At 74.3% G+C, this 23,170-nt stretch carries 14 protein-coding genes; 8 read left to right on the top strand and 6 right to left on the bottom strand.

Annotated features, from left to right (window positions below; all coding sequences use genetic code 11):
• Positions 1-28: 28 nt before the first annotated feature.
• From CS0771_RS21455 to CS0771_RS21430, 6 genes are all read right to left on the bottom strand, one after another.
• Complete coding sequence (locus CS0771_RS21455) at positions 29-2,950, bottom strand: amino acid adenylation domain-containing protein (protein ID WP_212842655.1); 2,922 nt, start codon at positions 2,948-2,950, stop codon at positions 29-31.
• On the bottom strand, positions 2,947-5,991 hold the full coding sequence (locus CS0771_RS21450) for an AMP-binding protein (protein WP_212842654.1): 3,045 nt from the start codon (positions 5,989-5,991) through the stop codon (positions 2,947-2,949). The genes CS0771_RS21455 and CS0771_RS21450 overlap by 4 nt, the downstream gene beginning before the upstream one ends.
• Positions 5,992-5,995: 4 nt before the next feature.
• Positions 5,996-7,243 carry an SGNH/GDSL hydrolase family protein gene (locus CS0771_RS21445; protein ID WP_212842653.1) on the bottom strand — a complete coding sequence of 416 codons (1,248 nt, stop codon included), beginning with the start codon at positions 7,241-7,243 and terminating at the stop codon, positions 5,996-5,998.
• A 217-nt stretch (positions 7,244-7,460) separates the two neighbouring features.
• Positions 7,461-8,669 carry a macrolide family glycosyltransferase gene (locus CS0771_RS21440; RefSeq protein WP_212842652.1) on the bottom strand — a complete coding sequence of 403 codons (1,209 nt, stop codon included), beginning with the start codon at positions 8,667-8,669 and terminating at the stop codon, positions 7,461-7,463.
• Entirely contained in the window at positions 8,662-10,005 is a 1,344-nt protein-coding gene (locus CS0771_RS21435) for a condensation domain-containing protein (protein WP_212842651.1), read from the bottom strand. The genes CS0771_RS21440 and CS0771_RS21435 overlap by 8 nt, the downstream gene beginning before the upstream one ends.
• Positions 10,006-10,065: 60 nt before the next feature.
• Positions 10,066-11,307 (bottom strand): hypothetical protein, encoded by a 1,242-nt coding sequence (locus CS0771_RS21430; protein WP_212842650.1) that lies wholly within the window; start codon positions 11,305-11,307, stop codon positions 10,066-10,068.
• Between the two features lie 53 nt (positions 11,308-11,360).
• On the opposite strand from CS0771_RS21430, the gene CS0771_RS21425 reads away from it, so the two are divergent.
• The 8 genes from CS0771_RS21425 (at position 11,361) to CS0771_RS21390 (ending at position 22,919) form a co-directional block, all read left to right on the top strand.
• The gene (locus CS0771_RS21425; RefSeq protein WP_212842649.1) at positions 11,361-13,139 is read left to right on the top strand and encodes an ATP-binding cassette domain-containing protein; all 1,779 of its coding nucleotides are present in this window, start codon (positions 11,361-11,363) and stop codon (positions 13,137-13,139) included.
• Positions 13,136-14,911 carry an ABC transporter ATP-binding protein gene (locus CS0771_RS21420; RefSeq protein WP_212842648.1) on the top strand — a complete coding sequence of 592 codons (1,776 nt, stop codon included), beginning with the start codon at positions 13,136-13,138 and terminating at the stop codon, positions 14,909-14,911. Before CS0771_RS21425 ends, CS0771_RS21420 begins: the two co-directional genes overlap by 4 nt.
• A gap of 65 nt (positions 14,912-14,976) precedes the next feature.
• Positions 14,977-15,837 (top strand): hypothetical protein, encoded by an 861-nt coding sequence (locus CS0771_RS21415; protein WP_212842647.1) that lies wholly within the window; start codon positions 14,977-14,979, stop codon positions 15,835-15,837.
• Between the two features lie 105 nt (positions 15,838-15,942).
• On the top strand, positions 15,943-17,106 hold the full coding sequence (locus CS0771_RS21410; RefSeq protein WP_212842646.1) for a damage-control phosphatase ARMT1 family protein: 1,164 nt from the start codon (positions 15,943-15,945) through the stop codon (positions 17,104-17,106).
• A 104-nt stretch (positions 17,107-17,210) separates the two neighbouring features.
• Entirely contained in the window at positions 17,211-18,464 is a 1,254-nt protein-coding gene (locus CS0771_RS21405) for a hypothetical protein (protein ID WP_212842645.1), read from the top strand.
• A gap of 170 nt (positions 18,465-18,634) precedes the next feature.
• Positions 18,635-19,246: a TetR/AcrR family transcriptional regulator gene (locus CS0771_RS21400; protein WP_212842644.1), complete on the top strand. Its 612-nt coding sequence runs from the start codon at positions 18,635-18,637 to the stop codon at positions 19,244-19,246.
• Entirely contained in the window at positions 19,240-20,973 is a 1,734-nt protein-coding gene (locus CS0771_RS21395) for an ABC transporter ATP-binding protein (RefSeq protein ID WP_212842643.1), read from the top strand. Before CS0771_RS21400 ends, CS0771_RS21395 begins: the two co-directional genes overlap by 7 nt.
• Positions 20,974-21,026: 53 nt before the next feature.
• Positions 21,027-22,919 (top strand): ABC transporter ATP-binding protein, encoded by a 1,893-nt coding sequence (locus CS0771_RS21390; RefSeq protein ID WP_212845962.1) that lies wholly within the window; start codon positions 21,027-21,029, stop codon positions 22,917-22,919.
• Positions 22,920-23,170 lie beyond the last annotated feature (251 nt).

Raw genomic sequence — 23,170 nt, 5'->3', positions numbered from 1 at the left:
CCCCGGCGGGTGGGGCTTCGCCGTGTCGTCAGCGGCCCGCGGCGGCGACCACGCCGTTGATGGTCGGCGTGTCGAAGAAGACGTGCAGCGGCAGGTCGACGCCCAGGCGGCGGCGCATCCGTGCGGCGATCTTCGTGACGGTCAGCGAGTGCCCGCCCAGGTCGAACAGGTCGTCGTCCGGCCCGATCTCGCCGTGCCCGAGCACCTCCTGCCAGATCTCGTACACCTGCAGTGCCAGGCCCGTGTATGCCCGCGGCCGCTCCGGCGGGGTGAGCGGCGTGCCGGTGAGCGCCGCGAGCGCGGCCCGGTCCAGCTTGCCGTTGGCGTTGCGCGGCAGCTGCTCGACCAGCGTGAACGACGACGGCACCAGGTGCGCGGGCAGCGCGGCGGCCAGCCGCTCCCGCAGCTCGGCCGGGTCGGGCGCGCCGACGACGTACGCGACCAGCTCCTCTCCCGACGGTGACAGCGCCACCGCCGCGTCGACTACCGCCCCGGCCGTCCGCAGGTGTGCCTCCACCTCGCCCGGCTCGACCCGGTAGCCACGCAGCTTGACCTGATCGTCGACCCGGCCGTGGAACTCCAGGGCGCCGTCGGCGGTCTGGCGCACCCGGTCTCCCGTCCGGTATAGCCGCCCCCAGGCCGTGTCCATGAAGCGCTCCGCAGTCAGCTCGGGCCGGTTCAGGTAACCCCGGGCGACCCCGGACCCGCCCAGGCACAGCTCCCCGAGCACCCCCGGCGGCACCGCCCGCAACGCCGCGTCCAGCACGTGCACGGTGGTGTTGGCCAGCGGCCGGCCGATGGTCACCGGACCGCCCGCGGTAAGGTCCGCCCACGTCGACCAGACCGTGGTCTCGGTCGGGCCGTACAGGTTGACCAGCCGCCCCGCCCGCTCCCGCAGCGCCGCCGCGACCGGCTCGGGCAGCGCCTCGGCGCCCGACACCGCCGTCACGCCCGGCTCGGCGAAGCCCGCGTCGAGCAGCCGCCGCCAGGTCGACGGGGTGAGGTGGGCGTGGGTCACCCCGCCGGTGCGCAGCAGCTTGAGCAGCAGCTCGCCGTCGCGGGCCTGCTCCTGGGTGGCCAGCACGACGGTGCCGCCGGTGACCAGCGGCAGCCACAGCTCGGGCACCGACATGTCGAACGCGGCCGACGCCACCGCGAGCCACGCGTCCCCCGGCCCGGTCGGCAGCACCTCCCGCAGCGCGTGCAGCAGGTTCACCACCGCGTGATGCTCGATCAGCACGCCCTTCGGCCGCCCGGTGGAGCCCGACGTGTAGATCGTGTAGGCCAGCCCGGCGGCGTGCCGCCCCGGACCGTCCGCCCCGTCGGCCGGCCCGGTCGCGCCGTCCGCGTCGGGCACGAGCAGCGCGGCGGGCCGGGCGTCGGCGAGCAGGCCGGCCCGGCGCGCGGGCGGGTGCTCCGGGTCCAGCGGCAGGTATGCCGCACCCGTGCGCAGCACCCCGAGCAGGGCCGGGAGCAGGCGGGAGGTACGCGGCAGGCACACCGCGACGAGGTCGCCCGCCCCGACCCCGCGCCCGGCGAGCGCCCGCGCGACGGCGTCGGCCTCGGCGTCGAGCTGCGCGTACGTCATCGCGCTGTCCGCGGCGACCACCGCCACCGCGTCGGGGTGCGCCGCGATCGCCGCGTCCACCAGCCCGTGCAGCGTGCGCGGACCGCCGTACACCTTGGCCGTGTCGTTCCAGGCCGCGATGAGCTGCTGCTCGTCGGCACCGAGCAGCTCGTGCCCGGACACCGCGCGGTCCGGCTCGGACGCGAACCCGTTTAGCAGCGCCCGCAGGTGCCCGCCGAGCCGGGCCGCGCCGGCGGGGCTCAGCCGCGCCGGGTCCACGTGCAGCAGCACGGGCAGCGTCGCGGCCGCCGGGTCGTCGAGCACCTGCACGTGCAGCGCGTTGCGGGCGGCGTGGTGATACCCGGTCCACTCGACCCGCGCGGCGAGCCCGGCGAACACCGGCTCGGGCCGGGCACGGCGGCGGTAGCTGATCGACACCGGCGTGAGCGCCGCACGCGGGGACAGCCCCGACACCGCCCGCGACAGCGGCACCGTCCGCACCGCGTAGGTCTGGCGCAGGCGGTGCCGCACGGCGGCGACCCGTGCCCGCGCCGTGACGTCGCCGCCGGAGGCGGCCGTGGGCACGGCCACGGGCAGCTCGTTGACGTACAGCCCGATCCGGTCGTGCTCGGACGCGGCGCGCGTGCCGAGGTCCACGCCGATCACCGGCGCGGCGTCGCCGTAGCGCTCCAGCAGGGTCAGCAGCCCGGCCAGCACCACCTCGAACGCCGTCGCGCCGAGTTCCCGCGCGGTGGCCCGCACCCGGTCCCCGTCCAGCTCGACCGGCACCGCCACGCCCGTGGCCGCGGCAGGCCCGGTGCGGCCGAGCAGGCCGGGCAGGTTCGGCTCGCCCGCGGGGGCGTACGCCGCCGACCAGTGCGCGGCCGCCGCGTCCACCGGCAGGACCCGCTGCTCGGGCGTGCCGAGCGGCGGCAGCTCCCGGCCCGAGTAGAGCGCCGCCAGGTCGGCCAGCAGGATCTCCTTGGACTCCCCGTCGAACACCAGGTGATGCGCGACGATCAGCAGCAGGTGCCGCCCCGGCCCGGCGGGCACCAGCTCGAACCGGATCAGCGGCCCGCCCGCCAGGCTGAACGGCGCCAGCGTCCGCTCCCGTAGGTACGCGGCCAGGTCCGCGGGCGCCTCGCCGAGCCGCAGCGCGGGCACCGGGTCGGCGGGCACGGTCCGCAGCTCGCCGTCCACCTCGGCGAACGCCGTACGCAGCACTTCGTGCCGGGCCACCACCGCCGCGCACGCGTCGGCGAGCCGCGCGCGGTCCAGTGGGCCGTCGAGCCACACGGGCAGCGGCATGTGGTACGCCGTGCCGGCCAGGCCCAGGTGCTCGGTCAGCCACATGCCGTGCTGGGCGGGGGTGGCGCTGCTCATCGGTGCTCCTCCTGCGGTGCGGCGGGGGCGAGGTCGCGTACCGCGTCGCGCAGCAGCGCGGCGACCCGGGCGGCGAGCTCGTCCATGGTGGACGGCGCGAATGCGTGGTGGTTGTAGAGCAGGTGGCCGACCAGGCTCCCGTCCGGGTGCTCCACGACTGCGAGTTCGGGCGACTGGAGGTCGGGCTCGCCGCCCGGGGTGGGCCAGTCCGCGTCCAGCGCCCGGGGCAGGTCGAACGCCTCCGACTCCAGGCCGGGCAGGTGCGCCTGGCCGCCCCAGGTCTCCACCCGCAGCCAGGCCGCGCCGGGATGCCGCAGGTAGAACTCGACGAACGGGTGGTGCTGGTGGTCCAGCGCGTCCAGCACGACCCGGCGCGTCCGGGCGAGCAGCCCGGCCGCGCCGGGCGCGCCGGAGGTGTCCACCCGCAGCAGCAGGGACTGGCTCAGGCAGCCGATCAGCGCCTCGCTCCCGGGCCGGGTGCGGCCGGGCACCGGGGACATCAGCACGATGTCGCCGGTGCCGGTGCGCTCCGCCAGCGCCGCCGCCCAGCACGCCGCGATCAGCATGAACGGCGTCGCCCCGTGCGCGGCGGCGGCCCGGCGCAGTCCCGCGCCGAGCCCGGCGGGCAGCGGCACCTCACGCTGCGCGCTGCGCAGCCGCGTCGCGGCCTCCCGGCCCCGGAACGGCACCAGGTTCGCCGGTGCGCCGTCGAGCACGCGGTGCCAGTGCGGCAGGGTGACCGGCCACTGCCGCCGGGTGTACGCGACGAAGTCCCGCAGCGCCGTGTCCGGACCGGACGGCGGCAGCGGGTGCCCGCCGCGCAGCGCCGCGTACGCCAGCCCCAGCTCGCGCAGCAGCACCCCCATCGACGCGCCGTCGCAGACCAGGTGGTGCACGGCCAGCCCGAGCACGTGGTCGTCCGGCGCGAGGCTCGCCACCAGCGCGCGCACCAGCGGCCCCTGCCCGGTGTCGAAGCGCAGCTCACGGTCCGCCCGGCACAGCTCGCCCGCGTGCGCGAGGTCCCGGGCCGCCGCCACGGTCACCACCGGCGGGCACTCGGCCAGCACCCGCGCCCGGTCGATCCCGGCCGCGTCGCGATCGAACACGGTGCGCAGCGCCTCGTGCCGCCGCACCACCTCGGCCAGGGCACGTTCCAGCAGGTCCGGGTCCAGCTCGTCGCGCACCCGGATGCCGACGCTGATCGGCCCGACGTCGCGCGGCTCCCCCGTGGCCCAGGTCCAGGCCAGCATGCTCTCCTGGGTCGAGCTGAGCGGCACTTGCACCGCAGGGCCGAAGCCCCGGTCAGGCGGCTCTGCCGAAGTGGCGAGACCCTCGGCCACCGGAGCACCGGCCGGCAGCGCTTCGGCCGCCGGAGGCTCGGCGAGGCGGATCGCCTGCGCGGCGAGGATCGGGGTCTCGAAGATCAGGGACACCGGCACGGGGCGGCCGAAGTGCGCGGAGGCGAGGGCGGCCAGGCGGGTGGCGCGCATCGAGTCGCCGCCGAGGGCGAAGAAGTCGTCGCCCGCACCGACCTCCGGCACCCGCAGCACCTCGCGCCACAGCCCGGCCAGCGCGAGTTCGGCCTCGGTGCGCGGCGCGACCCGGGCCGGGGCCTGCGCGAACAGCTCCCGCAGCGCGGCCTTGACCACCTTGCCGCCGTCGTTGCGGGGCAGCTCGGGCACCGCGATCAGGCGGGTGGGCAGCTCGTACCCGGCGAGCCGGGCGGCGAGGAACGGCCGCAGCCCGTCCAGGGCCGCCGGGTCGCGCAGCACCACCGCGGCGGCCACGGTCGCGCCCAGCACCGGGTGCGGCAGGCCGAGCACGGCGGCGGCGGTGACCTGCGGGTGCTCGTAGAGGGCGGCCTCGACGCGCAGCGTGGAAACCCGGTGCGCCCCGGCGTTTACCAGGTCGGACTCCCGGTCGACCAGGTAGAGGTAACCGGCGGCGTCGCGATAGCCGAGGTCGCCCATGCGCACCCAGCCGTCGCGGAACACGGCCGCGCTGCCCTGCGGGTCGGCGTGGTAGGCGCGGGCCGCGTCACCCGCGTGCAGCCACACCTCGCCCACCTGGCCCGGCCCGGCCGGCTCCCCGTCGGCGGTGCGGATGCGCAGTTCCGCGCCGCCCTCGGCCCGGCCGACCGAGTCCGGCCGGTCCGGGTCGAAGACCATGCTGGTGTACGCGGGCGCGGCCTCGGTGGAGGTGTAGTTGTTGACGATGACGGCCTCGGGCAGCGCCTCCGACAGGGCACGGCCCAGCGCGGGCGGCAGCGCGGCGGCGGTGCACGAGACGAGCTGCACGTCGTCCAGCCCGTCGAGCACGCCCGCCTCCAGCAGCGCGCTCGCCATGGCGGGCACCAGGAACAGGGTGCCGGCGGCCAGGGTACGTGCCGCTTCGGCGTACCGGGCCGGGTCGAACTCGGGCAGCACCACCACGGTGGGTCGCGCGACCAGGGCGGTGACCAGCATGGTCTGCGCGGCGTTGGTGCCCAGCGGGAAGGCGTGCAGCGCGTGACGCGAATGGGCCAGCGGCGGCCGGGCCGGGTCCAGCCCGTGGGTCAGGTTGGCGTGGCTCGCGGTGACGCCCTTGGGCGTGCCGGTGGTGCCGGAGGTGTAGACGATCTGCGCGCACTGTCCGGGCTGGACCGCGGGCAGCGGGTCGGCGCAGGAGGTGTCCAGCTCGGACAGCGCCCAGCCGTCCGCGCCGACCACCGTCGCCGCGCCGCTGTGGGTCAGCAGCTCGGCGATGCGGGCGGCGGGCAGCTTCGCGCTGATCGGCACGGCGACCGCGCCGACGCCGGTGACGGCCGCGTACGCGACCGCGTAGTCGAGCCAGCCGTGCCCGCCGAACACCAGCCCGACCCGGTCGCCGGGCGCGACGCCCTTGCCGAGCAGGCCGTGCCCGGCGGACACGGACCGGGTGTGCCAGTCGCACGCGGTGAGCCCCGCACCTTGCCCGGGGCCGGTCACCAGCCGCAGCGCCACATGTTCGGGTCGCGCCGCGGCGAGGGCGGCCAGCAGTTCCGGGAGGGTGCGGGGCGTCATGTGATCACAGCAGCCAGAGCGGCACGGCGTTGGCCAGAGCCTGGGCGCCGGTGTCGTTGGGGTGGATGTGGTCGCCGCTGTCGTAGGCGGGCAGGACCTTGCTCGGGTTGGCCGGGTCGCGCAGGATCTGGTCGAAGTCGACCAGCCCGTCGAACCCGGTGTCGCCGCGCAGCCACGTGTTGACCGCCTGGCGGACGGCCTCCTTCTCCGGCGTCCACGTCGCGTAGCCCTCGAACGGGCCGAGGGTGGCCACGACGGTGCGCAGCCCGTGGGCCTCGGCCTGCGCGGCCAGTTGCTTCAGCCCGGCGATGATCTGTTCGGCGGTGAAGCCGGACAGGTGCACGTCGTTGATGCCCAGCTCGACGAACACGCTGCGCACGCCGGGCTGGTTGAACACGTCGTCGTCGAGGCGGGCCAGGGCGCTGTTGCCCAGGGCCGGGCTGTTGATGGCCAGCCCGTCCTTGGTGACCTGGTTGCCCGCGAGGGCCACGTTGATCACACCGGGGTCGCCGAGGGCGGGCCAGGTGCTGTTGATCCGCGTGGCGAGGTAGTCCGGCCAGCGGGTGTTGGCGCCCAGCGTCGAGCCGGACCCGTCGCTGATCGAGTCACCGAGCACGACTACCGTGCCCAGGCCGGTCTTGGTCGAGACCTCGACCCCGGCCAGGTAGTAGAAGTGGTTGTAGGCCGCGGTCTGCCCGGTGCCGTCGGTGTCGGCGGCCCGGTCCCCGGCGTAGACGTACGAGGTCTGCCGTGCCGTCCAGTGCCAGGAGGTGGCACCGGTCGGGGTCGGCAGGTAGATCGTCACCGCGAGCTCGGACGTGCCCGCCACCGGCAGGTCGACCGGGTCGGACAGCACCTCCGCACCCTTGTACACGGTCGCCGACGCCGACCCGCCGTTGAAGGTGACCTCCCGGACCGACCCCGCCTGCAGCGTCGGCGAGCCGGGGGCGGCGGGCAGGCCGACGGTGGCGTGGCCGATCGTGAGCGGGCCGGTGCCGTACGCGTTGGTGAACCGCAGCCGGACCTGCTCGCCGCCCAGCGACACCCGCACGATCTGCCGGATCGACTGGTCGGCGAACCCGTTGAGGCTGCTGCCGGTGTTGGCCAGGCTCGGCGCGGTCAGGGCGGTCCCCCAGGTCCCCACCCACCGCGGCGGGATCCCGCCCGAAGCCGGCCCGGCCGCCGCGACCAGGCTCGCCGCGGCCAGGCCGAGACCGGCCAGCCCCGCCACGACACGCCTACGTTTGATCATCACTTGTGGAACCTCCGTCGATTCCCGAGAAGGGGGACGCGGCGGGGGCGTCCCGCCGCCGGGACCACCATGCCAATAAATAGTTAAGTTTCTTACGTACAAATCTGTGCTCACGGCTGCCGGTTCGGCTGATTTAAACCGGCCCAACAATCGATGGCAGACCCGCCAATGTGGAGTGTGGCGGGCCGTCCGGGGGCGCCGGACGGCCCGCCACGGCCTATCCCCCGCTGCCCCCGGCCCGGCCGGGCAGGCACGACTCGACGAGGTCCGCGGCACGCGCCGCACCTCCCGCGGCCAGCACCTCGGCACGCATCGCCGCCACCCCGGCGGCGATCGCCGGATCGGCGCTCACCCGGTCGACCGCCGCGCGCAGCAGGGCCGGGGTCAGCCCGTCCAGCCGCAGCGCGGCGCCGATGCCCGTCTCGGCCACCCGAGCGGCGTTGACGTCCTGCTCCAGCGTCCGGGCCACGGCCACCTGCGGCACGCCCGCCTGCAGGCCCTCCATCACGCCGCCCAGCCCGCCGTGCGAGACGAACACCCGCGCGTGCGCCAGCACCGCGAGCTGCGGCGCGACCGGCATGACGGTGACGTTGGGCGGGGGCGGGCCGAGCGACGCCGGGTCCAGCCGCTGCCCGACCGCGAGCACCACCTGCCACGGTGTGCCGGCGAACGCCTCGAACACCAGGCGGTAGAAGTCGGGCCAGTGGTTGTTCAGGGTGCCCAGCGACACCAGCGCCACCGGCGACCCGTCAGCCGGCGGCGACCAGGGCACGTCCCCGGCGCGCGGCATGGTGCACGGCCCGACGAAGCCGAACTCCGGACCGAAGCGCTCGCCCGCGTACTGGAACGCCCTTGGCAGGAACGCCAGGTGGCGGACCACGTCCGGGGTGAGGAACCGCTCGGCGGGCAGCGTGGTCAGCCCCCGGTCGGCCAGGAACTTCTCCAGCCGCCCGGCGTACTCGGTGAGGGTGGGGTGGTGCGGGTCCACCGGGGCCGCGTCGGTGATCGACCACGGGCCCGCCGAGACGAGCATCGGCCACAGCTGGATCGCCGGGATGCCGTGGCTGTGCGCGAACACGTGCCCGGCGAACGCCATCCGGTCGAACAGCACCAGGTCCGGCCGGTCGGCCAGCAGCGGCTGCTCCAGCTGGGGCAGCGTGTGCTCGGCCTCGGCGAGGAAGTTCAGCAGGCTGCGCCCGATGTGCTCGCTGCGGTCCGGGGTGCCCGCGTGCGGGTCGGTGTCACCGGGCCGGGTCGACGTGTACGGGATCACCCGCGCCCCCGCCGCGGCCACGTACGCCGCGCGGTCGGCGCCGGCCGTGCAGCTCACCCGGTGCCCGCGCCGCACCAGTTCGGCGACCAGCCCGAGCGTCGGGAACAGGTGCCCGAGCGCCGGGATGTTGAAGAACGCGATGTGGCTACCCATGCCGTGCCCCCGCCCCGAACACCGGCTGTGCCGCGTCGGCCGGCATGGCCCGGACCAGCTCGGCGATCTCGGCGGCCAGGCCCGCCGCGGTGTCCGCGGTGAACAGGCCGGTGTCGTAGCGCAGGGTCAGGTCCAGCCCGTCGGGCCCGCGCCAGGCGTCGAGCACCAGGTCGTGCAGGATCTGCGGCGCGGCCTGGCCGAACGGCTGCCAGGACAGCCCCGGCGCGCCGCCCGCGGTCTGCGTGTGCAGCGAGAAGATGACCTGGAAGAGCTGGGTGCGCGAGCGGTCCTCCGGCGGGTCGACCGCGGCGATCACCTGCCCGAACGGCACACCCTGCCGGGCCAGCCCGGAGATCACCTCGGTGCGCAGCCGGGACAGCAGCTCGCCGACGCCGGGCTCGCCGGACAGGTCGGCGCGCAGCGCGATCATGTTGCTGAACAGGCCGACGGCTTCCTCGGTCTCCTCCAGCAGCCGGCCCGCCACCGGCGTACCCACGCAGAAGTCGGCCTGTCCGGACCGGCGCGCGAGCACCGTCACCAGCGCGGTGAGCAGCACCATGAACGGCGTGGCGCGGTGGGCGCGGGCGAAGGCGTCCAGCGCGGCCGCATCAACCGCGTCCAGGCGCAGGTCGACCCGATCGGCCCGGGTGGTCTTCACCGGCGGCCGGGGCAGGTCGAGGGGCAGGTCCAGCGGCGGCACCCCGCCCAGGTGCTCGGCCCACCAGCGCAGGTCGGCGTCGGAGTCGGCGTTCGCGCATTGCCAGGCGGCGAAGTCGGCGTATCCGATGGGCGGCGCGGGCAGCGGTTGCCCGCGGTAGAGCGCGGTCAGCTCGCGCTCCAGCACCATCGCGGACTCGCCGTCGGCGAGCAGGTGGTGCACGGCCAGGCACCAGACGTGGTCGTCGGCGCCGAGCCGGACGAGCCGCGAGCGCACCAGCGTGCCGCCGTTCAGGTCGAGCAGCGCTCCGGCCAGCTCCGAGACCAGGTCCCGGGCGCTCGCCGCCGGGTCGGGGCGCTCGCTGACGTCGAGCAGCTCGGTTTCCAGGCCGCCGGGCGCGGCGATGACCTGCCGCGGCCCGTCCGGGCCGAGCGCGAACGTGGTGCGCAGCGCGTCGTGCCGGTCGGCCAGCGCCCGGACGGCGGCGGTGAAGGCGGGCACGTCCAGCGGCTCGGTGATCCGGTTGGCGATCACCACGATCGGTGACGCGGTGCCCGGGTATGCCGTGCACAGGTGCCACATCCGCCGCTGCAGCAGGGACAGCGGGGCGGTGGCGGCGGGCGCCGGGCGGCGCGGGACGGCCGAGCCCACCTCGTCCAGCGGCGTCTGCACACCCATCGAGCCCCATCCCGGCGTGTCATCCATGAATCGACATACCGTTGATAGCACGGCCGACGCTTACTGCAAAGAATCCTTCCAGAAAAGATCGTGCGCCTGACCAGCGTGTGCGCATCCGTCCGATATGGCCTCCCGCACCATGGGATCGGCGAGCCGGGCCAGCCCCGCCAGCCGGTGCCGCGGCACGAACCGCCGCAGCAATCCCGGCGCGAACGTCTCCATGCCCGCCCGCCCCCGCGCCCCCCGCAACGCCGCCGCCACCGCGTCGCTCGTGCGGCAGTTTCCGGGAAACTGCAGCTCGGCGGGGCTGGATTCGTACAGTTTCCCGGAAATCGGCGCGGGCGGGGCGTCGCGGAGGAGGTCGCACGCGGTCAGGCCGAAGCAGAACGCGGTGAGCCAGAGCTGGAGGAGGAGGGAGTCGGCGATCACGCGGCGGATGCGGCCGGCGGGGTCACGGCGGGCCGCCGTGGCGGCGTACCGGTCGAGCAGGTCGGGGATGGTCAGGCCGGAGGGGGCGAGGAAGTCGTCGGCGCGCACGGCCGTCCAGCCGCCGTCGGCGCCGGGCACCTGGCAGACCGCGATGCCCTCGAACAGCAGCAGGTGCGGCACCATACGCGGGGCGAGCACGCGGTCCCACGGCGCGGCGCCCCCGCCGAACAGCGCCGAGTGCCGGGGCCCGAGCAGCACGTCGTTGCCGACCAGCGATTCGCCGGGCTCGTGCTCGGCCAGGTTGGGGCAGCTGACCAGCGGCGTCAGCCGGTGCTCCCGGGCGAAGCGCCACAGCAGCACGTCGTCGGGCTCGCCGGGCTCGGCCGGGAACTCTGCCAGCGCGTGCGCGACCGCCGCGGGCAGCACCACGGCCGTGGTCGGCACGTACGGGTCGAGCAGCGGCACCCAGCCCGCGCCCGCCAGCGCCGCCAGCCGCACGGCGGGTGAGGTGCGCGAGCCCCACTCGGTGAACAGGCACAGGATCCGGTCCGGCTGGGCCGCCACGGCGTCGTGCACCAGCCGCCCGAACCCCGGCACGAGCCGCATGTCGTCCTGCACCAGCACCCGGTGGGTGGCCGCCGGGTCGGTGCGCCGCCAGGCCAGCCGCGCGGTACGCAGCGCGCTGCGCGGCCCGTCCGGGTCGGGGTCCTCGATCACCTCGAAACCCAGTCCCGGCTGGCTCGCCGCCAGGGCGGCCGCCTCGTGACGGCGCCGGGGATGCGTGGTGACCGCCGCCGACAGCCTTACGCCGGTGCCGCCGGAGGGGACATGGCCCGAACGGCTGTCGAGATCGGACGATGACGCTGCGTGCATTTAAGAATCTTAACTGTTAAGTTCCTGGATGGAATCGACGGAGTGGAGGACCGGTGCGTCGCTGGATCGACACGGCGCGCCTGCTGGGTCGGGCAGGGTCACTGCCGGTGACGGCGGCGCTGCTGGTCAGCACGGCGTTCGGGCTCGCCCCGGTCGCCTTCATGGTCGGCATGGCCGTGCTGCTGTCCCGGGTGCCCGCGGTCGCCCGGGGCGAGGCCGCGTTCGGCGCGGCCGCCGCGCTGACCCTGGCCACCCTGGCGGCCCAGCAGCTGCTCGGCCCCATGCAGGCCGCGCTCGGCGAGCTGATCGCCCGCCGCGTCGACGGCCACTGCGTGCAGCGCGCGCTGGCCGCGGCATACCGGGACGCGCCGGTGGCCGCCCTGGAGCGCCCCGGCACGCTGGACCTGCTGGCCGACGTGCGCACCGCGGTCGACCGGGCCAGCCCGTCCCCGGGCGCCGCCGCCGCGGCGCTGCCCGCGCTGGCCGCCCGCTACGCCGGGCTCGCCGGGGCGGTCGTCCTCGTCGGCGTGGTGCTCTCCCCCGCCGTCGCCGCCGTGGTCGCGGCGACCGCGCTGGTGGTCCGGTTCGGGCAGCGCGGTTCGCTGGGCCGCTTCGCCGCCGGGTGGGACGCGCTGTCGCCGCAGCGGCGGCGGCTGTCGTACGTGCGCGAGCTGTCCACCGGCACCGCCGCCGCCAAGGAGATCCGGGTGCTCGGCCTGCTGGACTACCTCGGCGGGCGGCTGCACACCGAGCACCACGGCTACCTCGACCCGCTCTGGGCCCTGCGCCGCAGGCTGCTGCGGCTGCCGTTCGTCGGGTTCGCGCTGGCCGGGCTCGCCGGGGCGGCCGTCGCCCTGGTCGCCGTCGCGCAGGCCACCGCCGCGGGCGGGCTCGACCTGCTCGGGTACGCCGTCGCGGTGCAGGCGGTGCTGGTGCCCATCCGGTTCGGCGTCTACTTCCCCGAGGCGGACGTGCAGACGCAGTTCGGCGGCCGGGCGTACGCGGCGCTGACCGGCTTCGAGGCGGCCGTCCGGGGCGAGCGGCTGCCCGGCACCGCGCCGGCGCCCGCGCCGCGCCGGGAGATCCGGTTCACCGGCGTCGGCTTCGCCTACCCCGAGGGCCGCCGCGTCTTCACGGACCTCGACCTGACCATCCCGGCCGGGCGGTGCACGGCGATCGTCGGGCTCAACGGCGCGGGCAAGACCACCCTGGTCAAGCTGCTCACCCGCTGCTACGACCCGGACCGGGGCGCGATCACCGCCGACGGCGTGGACCTGCGCGACTTCGACCCGGCCTCCTGGCAGCAGCGGCTCGCCGTCATCTTCCAGGACTTCAACCGGTACGAGCTGAGCGCCGCCGACAACATCGGCCTCGGCACCGGCGACGAGACCGCCTGGCGCGCCGTCGCCGCACGCGCCGGGGCGGGCGAGGTGCTCGCCGGGCTGCCCGGCGGCCTGGACACCACCCTCAACGCCCGCTATCCCGGCGGCACCGACCTGTCCGGCGGTCAGTGGCAGCGGATCGCCCTGGCCCGCGCTCTGCACGCCGTCGAGCGCGGCGCCCGGGTGCTGGTCCTCGACGAGCCCACCGCCGCCCTCGACGTACGCGCCGAGGTCGAGTTCTTCGACCGCTTCCTCACCGAGACCGAGGGCCTGACCAGCGTCATCGTCTCGCACCGCTTCTCCACCGTGCGGCGCGCCGACCAGATCGTGGTCCTGTCGGACGGCCTGGTCGTCGAGCGCGGCAGCCACGACGAGCTGATGGCGGCGCAGGGCCACTACGCCGAGATGTTCGCGCTGCAGGCCAGCCGCTTCCGGGAGGCCGTCGGATGAGGACGCTGCGCACCGCCGTCGGCTTCGTCTTCGGCCTCGCCTGGCGGGCCGCGCCGGGCAAGCTGCTGGCCGGGGTGGGCCTGCTGCTGGCGGGTTACCTGGCCACCCCGTTCGCCGGCTACCTGCTGCGCGACTTCACCGACGCCGCGCTGGCCGGCGCCGTCGGCACCGCCACCGCGTTCGCGTTGGGCGTGGCCGCGCTGCTGGTCGGCGAGCTGATGCTGGGACACTTCGCGCACCTGCACTACTTCGAGGTGGGCGAGCAGGCGGGCACGGTGCTCGACCGGCGGCTGCTCGACCTGGCCAACGGCCGTCCCACCCTGGCCCACCTGGACGACCCGCGCTTCGCCGACACGCTCGCGCTGGCCGCGCAGGACGTCGCGCAGACCCGCCCCGCCCTGGAGGGCCTGCTGCACCTGGGCGGGCTGGTGCTGCGGGCGGCCGTCACCGTCGTGCTGCTGGCCACGGTCGACCCGTGGCTGGCGCTGCTGCCCCTGGCGGCCGTGCCGCCGGTGCTGGTCACCCGGCATGCGGCACGCCTGGTCGAGCGCGCCCGCGAGCGCACCGCGGCCGCCGGCCGGTTCACCGGGCACCTGCTGTCGCTGGCCGCCGACGCGGGCGCGGTCAAGGAGATCCGCCTGTTCGGCGCGCACCGCTTCCTGATGGCGCGGCAGGCCGAGCAGTGGTCGCGGGCCACCCGGGTGCTCTGGTCCGCCCAGTGGCGCGCGGCCCTGCTGCGCGGCTGCGGGCAGCTGCTGTTCGCGTTCGCGTATGGCGGCGCGATCCTGCTGGTGCTGCGCCGCGCCGCCGCCGGGACCGCCACCGTGGGCGAGGTGGTGCTGGTGGTGACCCTGGCCGTGCAGATCAGCGTGCAGGTGGCGAGCGCCGTCGGGCTGCACGCGACGGTCGCCGCGGCGGCGCGCACCGCCGAGCGCTTCGCCGAGCTGGCCGCGGCCGTGCCCGCCCCCGCGGCGGCGACCGCGACCGCGCCCCGGCGGCTGCGCCGGGGCATCCGGCTGCACGGGGTGACCTTCGGCTACCCCGGCGCGGACACGCCGACGCTGCGCGACGTCGACCTGACCATCCCGGCCGGGGCGACCGTGGCGCTGGTCGGCGAGAACGGCGCGGGCAAGAGCACCCTGGTCAAGCTGCTGTGCGGCCTGTACGCGCCGACCGCCGGGCGGATCACCGTGGACGGGGTGGACCTGGCCCGGCTGCCCGCCGACGCCTGGCACCGCCGGATCGCGATGCTGTTCCAGGACTTCGCCCGGCTGCACTTCACCGTCCGCGACAACGTCGGGGTGGGCGAGCTGACCCTGCGCGACGACGACGCGGTCCTGCACGCCGCCGTGCACCAGGCCCGCGCGACCCGCGCCGTCGAGCAGGCGGGCGGCCTCGACGGCCTGCTCGGTCGCGGTTACGCCGACGGCACCGAGCTGTCCGGCGGCCAGTGGCAGTCGCTCGGCCTGGCCCGCGCGCTGATGCGCTACCGCCCGCTGCTGCTGGCGCTGGACGAGCCCGCCGCCGCGCTCGACGCGCATGCCGAGAACGCCCTGTTCACCAGGTTCGCCGCGGCCGCCCGGCGGGCCGGGCGCGGTAACGGCGCGATCACCCTGTTCGTGTCGCACCGGTTCTCCACCGTGCGCGCCGCCGACCTGATCGTGGTCCTGCGCGACGGTGCGGTGGCCGAGCTGGGCACCCACGACGAGCTGATGGCCCGCGCCGGCCTCTACCACGACCTCTTCGCCCTCCAGGCCAAGGCCTACATCTGAGGAGTCCAGGTCGGATTCACGACGAGTCCTAGGCAGAGCCGCACGATCAACTTACCGTGTCGGCCATGACCGCCTCTCCGCTTCGCCACGCGGTGCCCGGCTCCGGCCGGACGCGTACCCATAACTCCCCCCGCCCCACCCCCGCCCGCGCGGCGCTGGCGCTCGCCGGTGTGCTCACCCTGGCCCTGCTCGGCACCGCCGCGTGCGGCAAGAAGGGCGGCGACCCGCAGACCAGCTCGTCGGCGAACACCGTGCTGACCACCGGCCCGAGCGCGAGCACCGACGCGAGCGCCCAGCCGTCCGGCTCGGCCACCGCCGCGCCGCAGCCGTCGTCGAACGGCGGCGGCGACAAGCCCGTCTCCTTCCCGACGTCGGCCAAGGAGTACGGCCTGGCCACCCTCGCGGCGTGGGCCAGCGGCAGCAAGTCGAAGCTGGACCTCTACGCCAACCAGGCGGCGGTCGCCCAGTTCATGGGCCACGGCAAGCCGAACAGCCAGTGGACGAACCTGAACTGCGAGGCGCAGGGCGGCACGCACACCGCCTGCAACTACCGCAACGCCCACGGCGACGACGCCCGGCTGGCCATGGAGAACACCGAGCTGGGCCACCCGACGGCGACCACCGACGTGTTCATCAACCGGACGCAGTACGGGCTCACCGCCGACCAGTACGTCAGCGACTTCATGGCGGCCTGGCAGGACCGGAACAAGCAGCGGATGACCCGCTACTCGACCTCGTCGATCGCGAGCGCGTTCCTCGGCAAGACCGCGCCGACCGGCAGCCAGGTGCAGAGCCCCACCAAGTCGGGCAGCAACTGGATCGTGCAGGTCACCGGCCTGCCGCTGGGCTCGGGCAGCTGGACCTTCACCGTCAGCGCGAGCAAGCTCGGCGGCGGCAACGCCATCACCGCGGGCAAGGCCGACTGACCGCCCGCTCCCGCATCGAAGGTCCCGCCAGGCCAGGACGGCGGGCGGGATCTTCGAGCCTGAGAGGAAGCACGCCCGCAACGTACGCCCACTAGACTCGGGGTCGTGCAGGTCGAACCCGGCGCGCCGCCGATCCTGAGTGACGTACCCGGCTCGTTCACCTGGCGGGTGCTGCACGAGCGGCACCCGGCGATCATCCGGCAGGTCGAAGCGGCGTTCCCGTACCCGCCGCACATCCGCGCCGCGCTCGGCCGGCTGCGAGACGACGCCGTCTCCGGCGTGGTCGAGCCGCTGCCCGCCGACGCCCACGACGCCGCCGACTGGGCCCCCTGGAGCGCACCCTACCTCGGCATGAGCTGGTACGACGTGCCGTTCCTGTGGGCCGAGAACTATTTCTACCGCCGCCTGCTCGACGCGATCGACTACTTCCGGCCGGGCCCGTGGCGCGGGCTGGACCCGTTCGAGCCGCAGAAGGCGGCCGAGCTGGACGACCCGGCGCTCGACGCGGACCTGGCGAGCCTCGCCCGCATCGCCGAGCTGCCGCCCGACGAGCAGCTCACCGCGGCCGTGGACGCCGCGCTCTGGGGCAATCGCGCCGACCTGGCCACCCGCCTGTCCGATCCCGAGGCCGAGCACCGCAAGCACGCCACCGACCTGGTCGCCGACGACAGCGCCACGCTGCACGAGATCCTCGCCCCCGGCACCGGCGGCACGGTGTGCCTGGCCGCCGACAACGCGGGCCGCGAGCTGCTGCCCGACCTGGCGCTCGTCGACGTGCTGCTGCACGGCGGCCGGGCCGATCGGGTCGAGCTGCACCTGAAGCCGCTGCCGTACTTCGTCTCCGACGCCACCGGCCGTGACCTGCTGGCCTGCCTGCACCGGCTCGCCGCGCACGAGGCGAGCGCGCCGCTGGCCCGGCGGCTGCGGGCGGCGCTCGGGGACGGGCGGCTGGAGGTCGCCGTGCCGGGCTTCTACTGCGCGCCGCTGACCTACGCCGAGGTGCCCGGCGGGCTGGCGGCGCGGTTCCGGGCGGCGAAGCTGACCGTGGTCAAGGGCGACCTGCACTACCGGCGGCTGGTCGGCGACCGGCACTGGCCCGCCGCGACCCCGTTCGAGGCGGTCACGGAGGGTTTCCCCGGGGCGGTCGCCGCGCTGCGTACCCTCAAGTCGGAGGTCCTGGTCGGGGTGGCCGACGCCGACGCGCGAGACGCGGCGGGCGAGCAGTGGCGGCTCAACGGCACGCACGGCCTGATCCAGGTCCGCCGGTAGCGCCCGCCTCCGTCACCCCTGCGGTCGAGCTGCGGTTCCGTGCATCACCAGCCCGCGCGAACGGAGTTGGTACGGGTGGACCGCTCGTCGACCCGGGAGCTGACATGGGGATTCGTAGATCGCTGCTGAGCGCGGCCGGCGCGGCGTGCGCGCTGCTGCCACTGACCGCCGCCGCGGCCGCACCGGACCCGGGGCCGGTGCCCGAGCCGGTGGTCCCGGACGCGGTGTTCCCGCTGGTCGCGTACACCGAGCACGATCTCGGCGGGGCGTCGCAGGCGTTCGGCACGGGCGTGTTCGACGCCGACACCGGCGGGCTGGGCGCGGTCGGCACGGACGCGATCTCGTCGCTGCGGGTCGCCGAGGGCTACCGGGTGCTGGCCTGCGACCTGACCCCGGCGCAGGCCGCGGGCGCCCCGGACGGCCTGGGCGCGTGCCGCTACTACGACGCGGGCTGGTACGACCGGGTCGGCGGCGGCCTCGACGAGAGCATCTCGCTGCTGGCCGTGGTCGCCGCGGCGGAGCAGCGCGGCACCGGCGTGACCGTGTACGGCGGAGCCGGGTTCACCGGCGGCCGGCTGGCGCTCGGACCCGGCCGGCACGAGGCGGACTCCGGCGACCTGGCCCGGCTCGACGCGGTCAACTCGCTGACGGTGGCCGAGGGCCACACCGCGGTGCTCTGCGACAGCTTCCGCTCCACCGCCGTGGCCAGCGGCAACCCGGGCGTGTGCCAGGCGTTCGGGCCGGGTGAGCACGACACCGTCGGCGCCGGGCTGACGGACGTCGTGTCGCTGGTCGCGGTCGGCGGGCCCGCGGTGACAGCGACGCAGGGGTACGCCATGGCGGGCGCCGCGCAGTCCTTCGCCCCCGGCATCCACCAGGCCGGGGCCGGTGAGCTGGCGATCGTCGGCAACGACGCGATCAGCTCGCTGCGGGTGGCCCCCGGCTACCGGGTGCTGGCCTGCGCCGACGACGGCGCGGGCGCGGACTCGCTGGACGAGTGCACGCTGTTCGAGGCCGGGACGCACGACCTGGCGGGCACCGGGCTGGACGAGGCCGTCTCGCTGCTCGCCGTCTCGGCGGGCCCGGCCAGCGGGGACCTGCTCACCGCGTACGACGGCGAGGGCCTGGCGGGCACCTCAGGCGGCTTCGGCCCCGGCATCTACGCCGCCGCCGACCTGGGCGCGGTCGGCAACGACGAGATCAGCTCGCTGCGGCTGGCCGACGGCGTCCGCGCGGTGCTGTGCGAGCACGACGACACCGAGCCCGGCGAGGTCGGCACGTGCCGTCTGTTCACCGGCGGCGAGCACGGCGACCTCGGCGATCTCGACGATCGCGCCTCGCTGCTGGCGGTCTCCTGACCCCTGTTCGCCGGTCTTCGCCGACCGGCCTTCGCGCATGATCGAAGCTCCTGCCCTGCGGCTCCAGCAGCGTGGCGGGAGCTTTGCTCATGGTCGCGACTCGCCGCCGTGACCGGCGCGGCCGCGAATCGCGTTGCGGAGTGAGTGCTCACTCATTTAGAGTCGCCGCCGTGACTGACGACGCCTCCCCCCGGCGCCGGGTATCCCCCCTCACCCCCGAGGACCGGCGCGCCGCGATCATCGCGGCCACCCTGCCCCTGCTGCGTGCCGAAGGCCTCAACGTGAGCACCCGCCGGATCGCCGAGTGCGCCGGCGTGGCCGAGGGCACGATCTTCCGCGTCTTCCCCGACAAGGGCGCGCTGATCTCGGCCACGCTCGCGCACGCCTTCGACCCGGGCCCCACCATCGAGTCGATCAAAGCGATCGCCGGCGACCCCGACCTGAGGTTCCGGCTGCGTACGGCGGTGCACACGCTGACCCGCCGGTTCCGCGACAACGCCCCGCTGATGATGTCGCTGCGCAGCAGCGGGCTCGCCGTGATGACCAGCGCGCCCGCCGCCTTCGACCCGGGTGAGGCGCTGGCCCGGCTCACCGCCGCGCTCACCGAGCTGATCGAGCCGGACGCGCACCTGGTCCGGCTGCCCGCCGAGACGGTCGCAGGGCTGCTGGTCTCGATGGTCCTGATGAACAACCGCAATCACATCCTGCCCGCCGAGGACCTCGTCGACGTCCTCCTCGACGGCGTCCTCTCCCCCGAACCCGAGAAAGAGCCCGCATGCTGATCAGACTCGTACGCCGCCAACTGCGGCCGTACTGGCGGCAGATCGCGCTGGTCGTGCTGCTGCAACTGGTGCAGACGATCGCGAACCTCTACCTGCCCACCCTCAACGCCGACATCATCGACAACGGTGTGGTCACCGGCGACACCGGCTACATCATGCGCGTCGGCGCGGGCATGCTCGGCGTCTCGCTGGTGCAGATCATCTGCTCGATCGGCGCGGTGTACTTCGGCGCGCAGACCGCGATGGCGCTGGGCCGCGACATCCGGGCCGCCGTGTTCGACCGGGTGCAGTCCTTCTCCGCCCGCGAGGTGGGCCACTTCGGCGCGCCGTCGCTGATCACGCGTACCACCAACGACGTGCAGCAGGTCCAGATGCTGGCCCTGATGACCTTCACCATGATGGTGGCCGCGCCGATCATGATGGTGGGCGGCATCGTCATGTCGCTGCGGTTGGACGTGCAGCTGTCCGGCCTGCTGCTGGCGGTGCTCCCGGCGCTGGTCATCGGCATCGCGCTGATCGTGGCCCGGATGCGGCCGCTGTTCCGGGCCATGCAGACCAACATCGACGAGGTCAACCGGGTGATGCGGGAGCAGATCACCGGCATCCGGGTGATCCGGGCGTTCGTCCGGGACCGGCGTGAGCAGGAGCGCTTCGCCGAGGCCAACACCGAGCTGACGAACGTCGCGCTGGCCGTGGGCAAGCTGATGGCGGGCATGTTCCCGTTCGTCATGCTGATCATCAACGTGTCCACGGTGGCCGTGGTCTGGTTCGGTGCGCACCGCATCGAGAGCGGCGGCATGGAGATCGGCGAGCTGACCGCGTTCCTGAGCTACCTGATGCAGATCCTGATGGCGGTCATGATGGCCACCTTCATGTTCGTGATGATCCCGCGGGCCGAGGTGTGCGCCGAGCGCATCGAGGAGGTGCTGGACACCGAGACCAGCGTCGCCCCGCCGGCCGCCCCGGTCGTCCCGTCCGGGCTGCGCGGGCAGCTGGAGCTGCGCGACGTCGAGTTCAGCTACCCCGGCGCGGAGGAGCCGGTGCTGCGCAACATCGCCTTCACCGCCCGGCCCGGCGAGACCACGGCCATCATCGGCAGCACCGGCAGCGGCAAGTCCACGCTGCTGCACCTGGTGCCGCGCCTGTTCGACGCCACCGGCGGCACGGTGCTGGTCGACGACGTGGACGTACGCGACCTCGACCCGCAGGCCCTGTCGCGCGCTGTCGGGTTCGTCCCGCAGAAGCCGTACCTGTTCTCCGGCACGGTCGCCTCGAACCTGCGCTACGGCAAGGCCGACGCCACCGACGAGGAGCTGTGGCGCGCCCTGGAGATCGCCCAGGCGAAGGAGTTCGTCGAGGCGATGCCCGAGGGCCTGGACGCACCCATCGCGCAGGGCGGCACCAACGTCTCCGGCGGCCAGCGCCAGCGCCTGGCCATCGCCCGCGCCCTGGTCGCCCGGCCGGAGATCTACCTGTTCGACGACTCCTTCTCCGCCCTGGACTACGCCACCGACGCCGCGCTGCGCCGGGACCTGGCCCGGGAGACCGCCGACGCGACCGTGGTGATCGTCGCCCAGCGCGTCAACACCATCCGCGACGCCGACCGCATCCTCGTCCTCGACGACGGCGTGGTCGTCGGCACCGGCACCCACCGCGAACTCATGTCCGGCAACACGACCTACCGCGAGATCGTGCTGTCCCAGCTCACCGAGGAGGAGGCAGCGTGACCGCCCCCGCTCAGCGCCGCGAAGGCGGCGGCCCCAGGTTCGGTCCCGGCGCGATGATGGCTGGGCCGCCGCAGGCCAAGTCGCTCAACTTCAAGGAGTCCAGCCGCCGCCTGCTGCGCCTGCTCAACCCCCACCGGGGGCTGGTCTGGATCGCGGTCGTGCTCGGCATCACCGGCGTCGGCCTGTCCGTGGTCGGCCCGCGCATCCTCGGGCACGCCACCGACATCCTGTTCACCGGCATCGTCAGCGGCTCCATGCCGGCGGGCGTGACCAAGGAGCAGGCCGTCGCCGCCGTACGGGCCGACGGCAACGACACCCTCGCCGACATGCTCTCCGCGATGGATCTGCACCCCGGCCAGGGCGTCGGCTTCACCGCCCTGGGCAACGTGCTGCTGTTCGCGCTCGTGGTGTACCTGGCCGCGTCGGCGTTCTCGCTGTTCCAGTTCCGGCTCATCACCACCGTCGTGCAGCGGGCCGTCTACGCGCTGCGCGAGCAGGTCGAGCTGAAGCTGTCCCGGCTGCCGCTGAGTTACTTCGACGGCCAGCAGCGCGGCGAGGTGCTCAGCCGGGCCACCAACGACATCGACAACGTCGCGCAGACCATGCAGCAGTCGCTCAGCCAGCTGATGAACTCGGTGCTGACCATCGTCGGCGTACTGGCCATGATGTTCTGGATCTCGCCGCTGCTCGCCCTGATCGCGCTGGTCACCGTGCCGGTGTCGGTGTGGGTCACCATGCGCATCGGCAAGAAGGCGCAGCCGCAGTTCATCGGCCAGTGGGCGGCCACCGGCCGGCTCAACGCGCACATCGAGGAGATGTTCACCGGCCACTCGCTGGTGAAGGTGTTCGGCCGCCAGGAGGAGGCCGCGGCGACGTTCCGCGAGCACAACGAGGCGCTGTACACCAGCAGCTTCAAGGCGCAGTTCATCTCCGGCATGATCCAGCCCGCCATGTTCTTCATCGGCAACCTGAACTACGTGCTGGTGTCGGTCGTCGGCGCGCTGCGCGTGGCGTCCGGGGCGCTGTCGCTGGGCGACGTGCAGGCGTTCATCCAGTACTCGCGCCAGTTCAGCCAGCCGCTGAGCCAGGTCGCCGCGATGGCGAACCTGGTGCAGTCCGGCGTCGCCTCCGCCGAGCGGGTGTTCGAGCTGCTCGACGCCGGTGAGCAGAGCCCGGAGCCGGTGGACGCGCCGCGGCTGCCGACCGTGCGCGGCGAGGTGCGCTTCGAGCACGTGGCGTTCTCGTACACCGACGACAAGCCGCTGATCACGGATCTGTCGCTGACCGTGGAACCCGGCCACACCGTGGCCATCGTCGGCCCCACCGGCGCGGGCAAGACCACCCTGGTCAACCTGCTGATGCGGTTCTACGAGGTCAAGGGCGGCCGGATCACCCTCGACGGCGTCGACATCGCGTCACTGCACCGCGAGGAGCTGCGCGCCAAGACCGGTATGGTGCTGCAGGACACCTGGCTGTTCGGCGGCACCATCGCCGACAACATCGCCTACGGCGCCGACGGCGCCACCCGCGAGCAGATCGTCGAAGCGGCCAAGGCCGCGCACGTGGACCGGTTCGTGCGCACCCTGCCCGACGGCTACGAGACCGTGCTCGACGAAGACGGCACCAACCTCAGCGCCGGCGAGCGCCAGCTGATCACGATCGCGCGGGCGTTCCTCGCCGAGCCGAGCATCCTCATCCTCGACGAGGCCACCAGCTCGGTGGACACGCGCACCGAGGCCCTGATCCAGCAGGCGCTCAACTCGCTGCGCGCCGGCCGGACCAGCTTCGTCATCGCCCACCGCCTGTCCACCATCCGCAACGCCGACGTCATCCTCGTCATGGAGCACGGCGACATCGTCGAGCACGGCTCCCACGACAAACTGCTCGCCGCCGGCGGCGCCTACGCCCGCCTCTACGAAGCCCAGTTCGCCGGCACCCCCGCCTGAAAGGAAGGGCACCTTCTTAACGCTATGCGTAGAAGAAGGTGCCCTTCTTAACCAATGCGCACTCGAGTCGGTCAATGTCGGCTATTTGATATCGATCCCGCACGATACAGCCTAGCTGTGACCCATCTCACAGGAGATCCATTCGATGCGCCCGTGGCCCTCCGCAGAGATCATCTCAAGTAGTCATCCCTGTTGATGCCCGACCGGCCGCGCACCGCATCACCCATCGCGCGGAAGCCAGCACCGATATA

Origin of the sequence: Catellatospora sp. IY07-71, assembly GCF_018326265.1 — a bacterium.
GTDB lineage: Bacteria > Actinomycetota > Actinomycetes > Mycobacteriales > Micromonosporaceae > Catellatospora.
This window is presented reverse-complemented; position numbering and strand designations above follow the sequence as displayed.

What these genes read in the sequence shown, in the direction of transcription:
- CS0771_RS21455 (WP_212842655.1), bottom strand. Translation starts at nt 2,950, where the DNA reads ATGAGCAGCGCCACCCCCGCCCAGCACGGCATGTGGCTGACCGAGCAC.
- CS0771_RS21450 (WP_212842654.1), bottom strand. Translation starts at nt 5,991, where the DNA reads ATGACGCCCCGCACCCTCCCGGAACTGCTGGCCGCCCTCGCCGCGGCG.
- CS0771_RS21445 (WP_212842653.1), bottom strand. Translation starts at nt 7,243, where the DNA reads ATGATCAAACGTAGGCGTGTCGTGGCGGGGCTGGCCGGTCTCGGCCTG.
- CS0771_RS21440 (WP_212842652.1), bottom strand. Translation starts at nt 8,669, where the DNA reads ATGGGTAGCCACATCGCGTTCTTCAACATCCCGGCGCTCGGGCACCTG.
- CS0771_RS21435 (WP_212842651.1), bottom strand. Translation starts at nt 10,005, where the DNA reads ATGGGTGTGCAGACGCCGCTGGACGAGGTGGGCTCGGCCGTCCCGCGC.
- CS0771_RS21430 (WP_212842650.1), bottom strand. Translation starts at nt 11,307, where the DNA reads ATGCACGCAGCGTCATCGTCCGATCTCGACAGCCGTTCGGGCCATGTC.
- CS0771_RS21420 (WP_212842648.1), top strand. Translation starts at nt 13,136, where the DNA reads ATGAGGACGCTGCGCACCGCCGTCGGCTTCGTCTTCGGCCTCGCCTGG.
- CS0771_RS21415 (WP_212842647.1), top strand. Translation starts at nt 14,977, where the DNA reads ATGACCGCCTCTCCGCTTCGCCACGCGGTGCCCGGCTCCGGCCGGACG.
- CS0771_RS21405 (WP_212842645.1), top strand. Translation starts at nt 17,211, where the DNA reads ATGGGGATTCGTAGATCGCTGCTGAGCGCGGCCGGCGCGGCGTGCGCG.
- CS0771_RS21395 (WP_212842643.1), top strand. Translation starts at nt 19,240, where the DNA reads ATGCTGATCAGACTCGTACGCCGCCAACTGCGGCCGTACTGGCGGCAG.
- CS0771_RS21390 (WP_212845962.1), top strand. Translation starts at nt 21,027, where the DNA reads ATGATGGCTGGGCCGCCGCAGGCCAAGTCGCTCAACTTCAAGGAGTCC.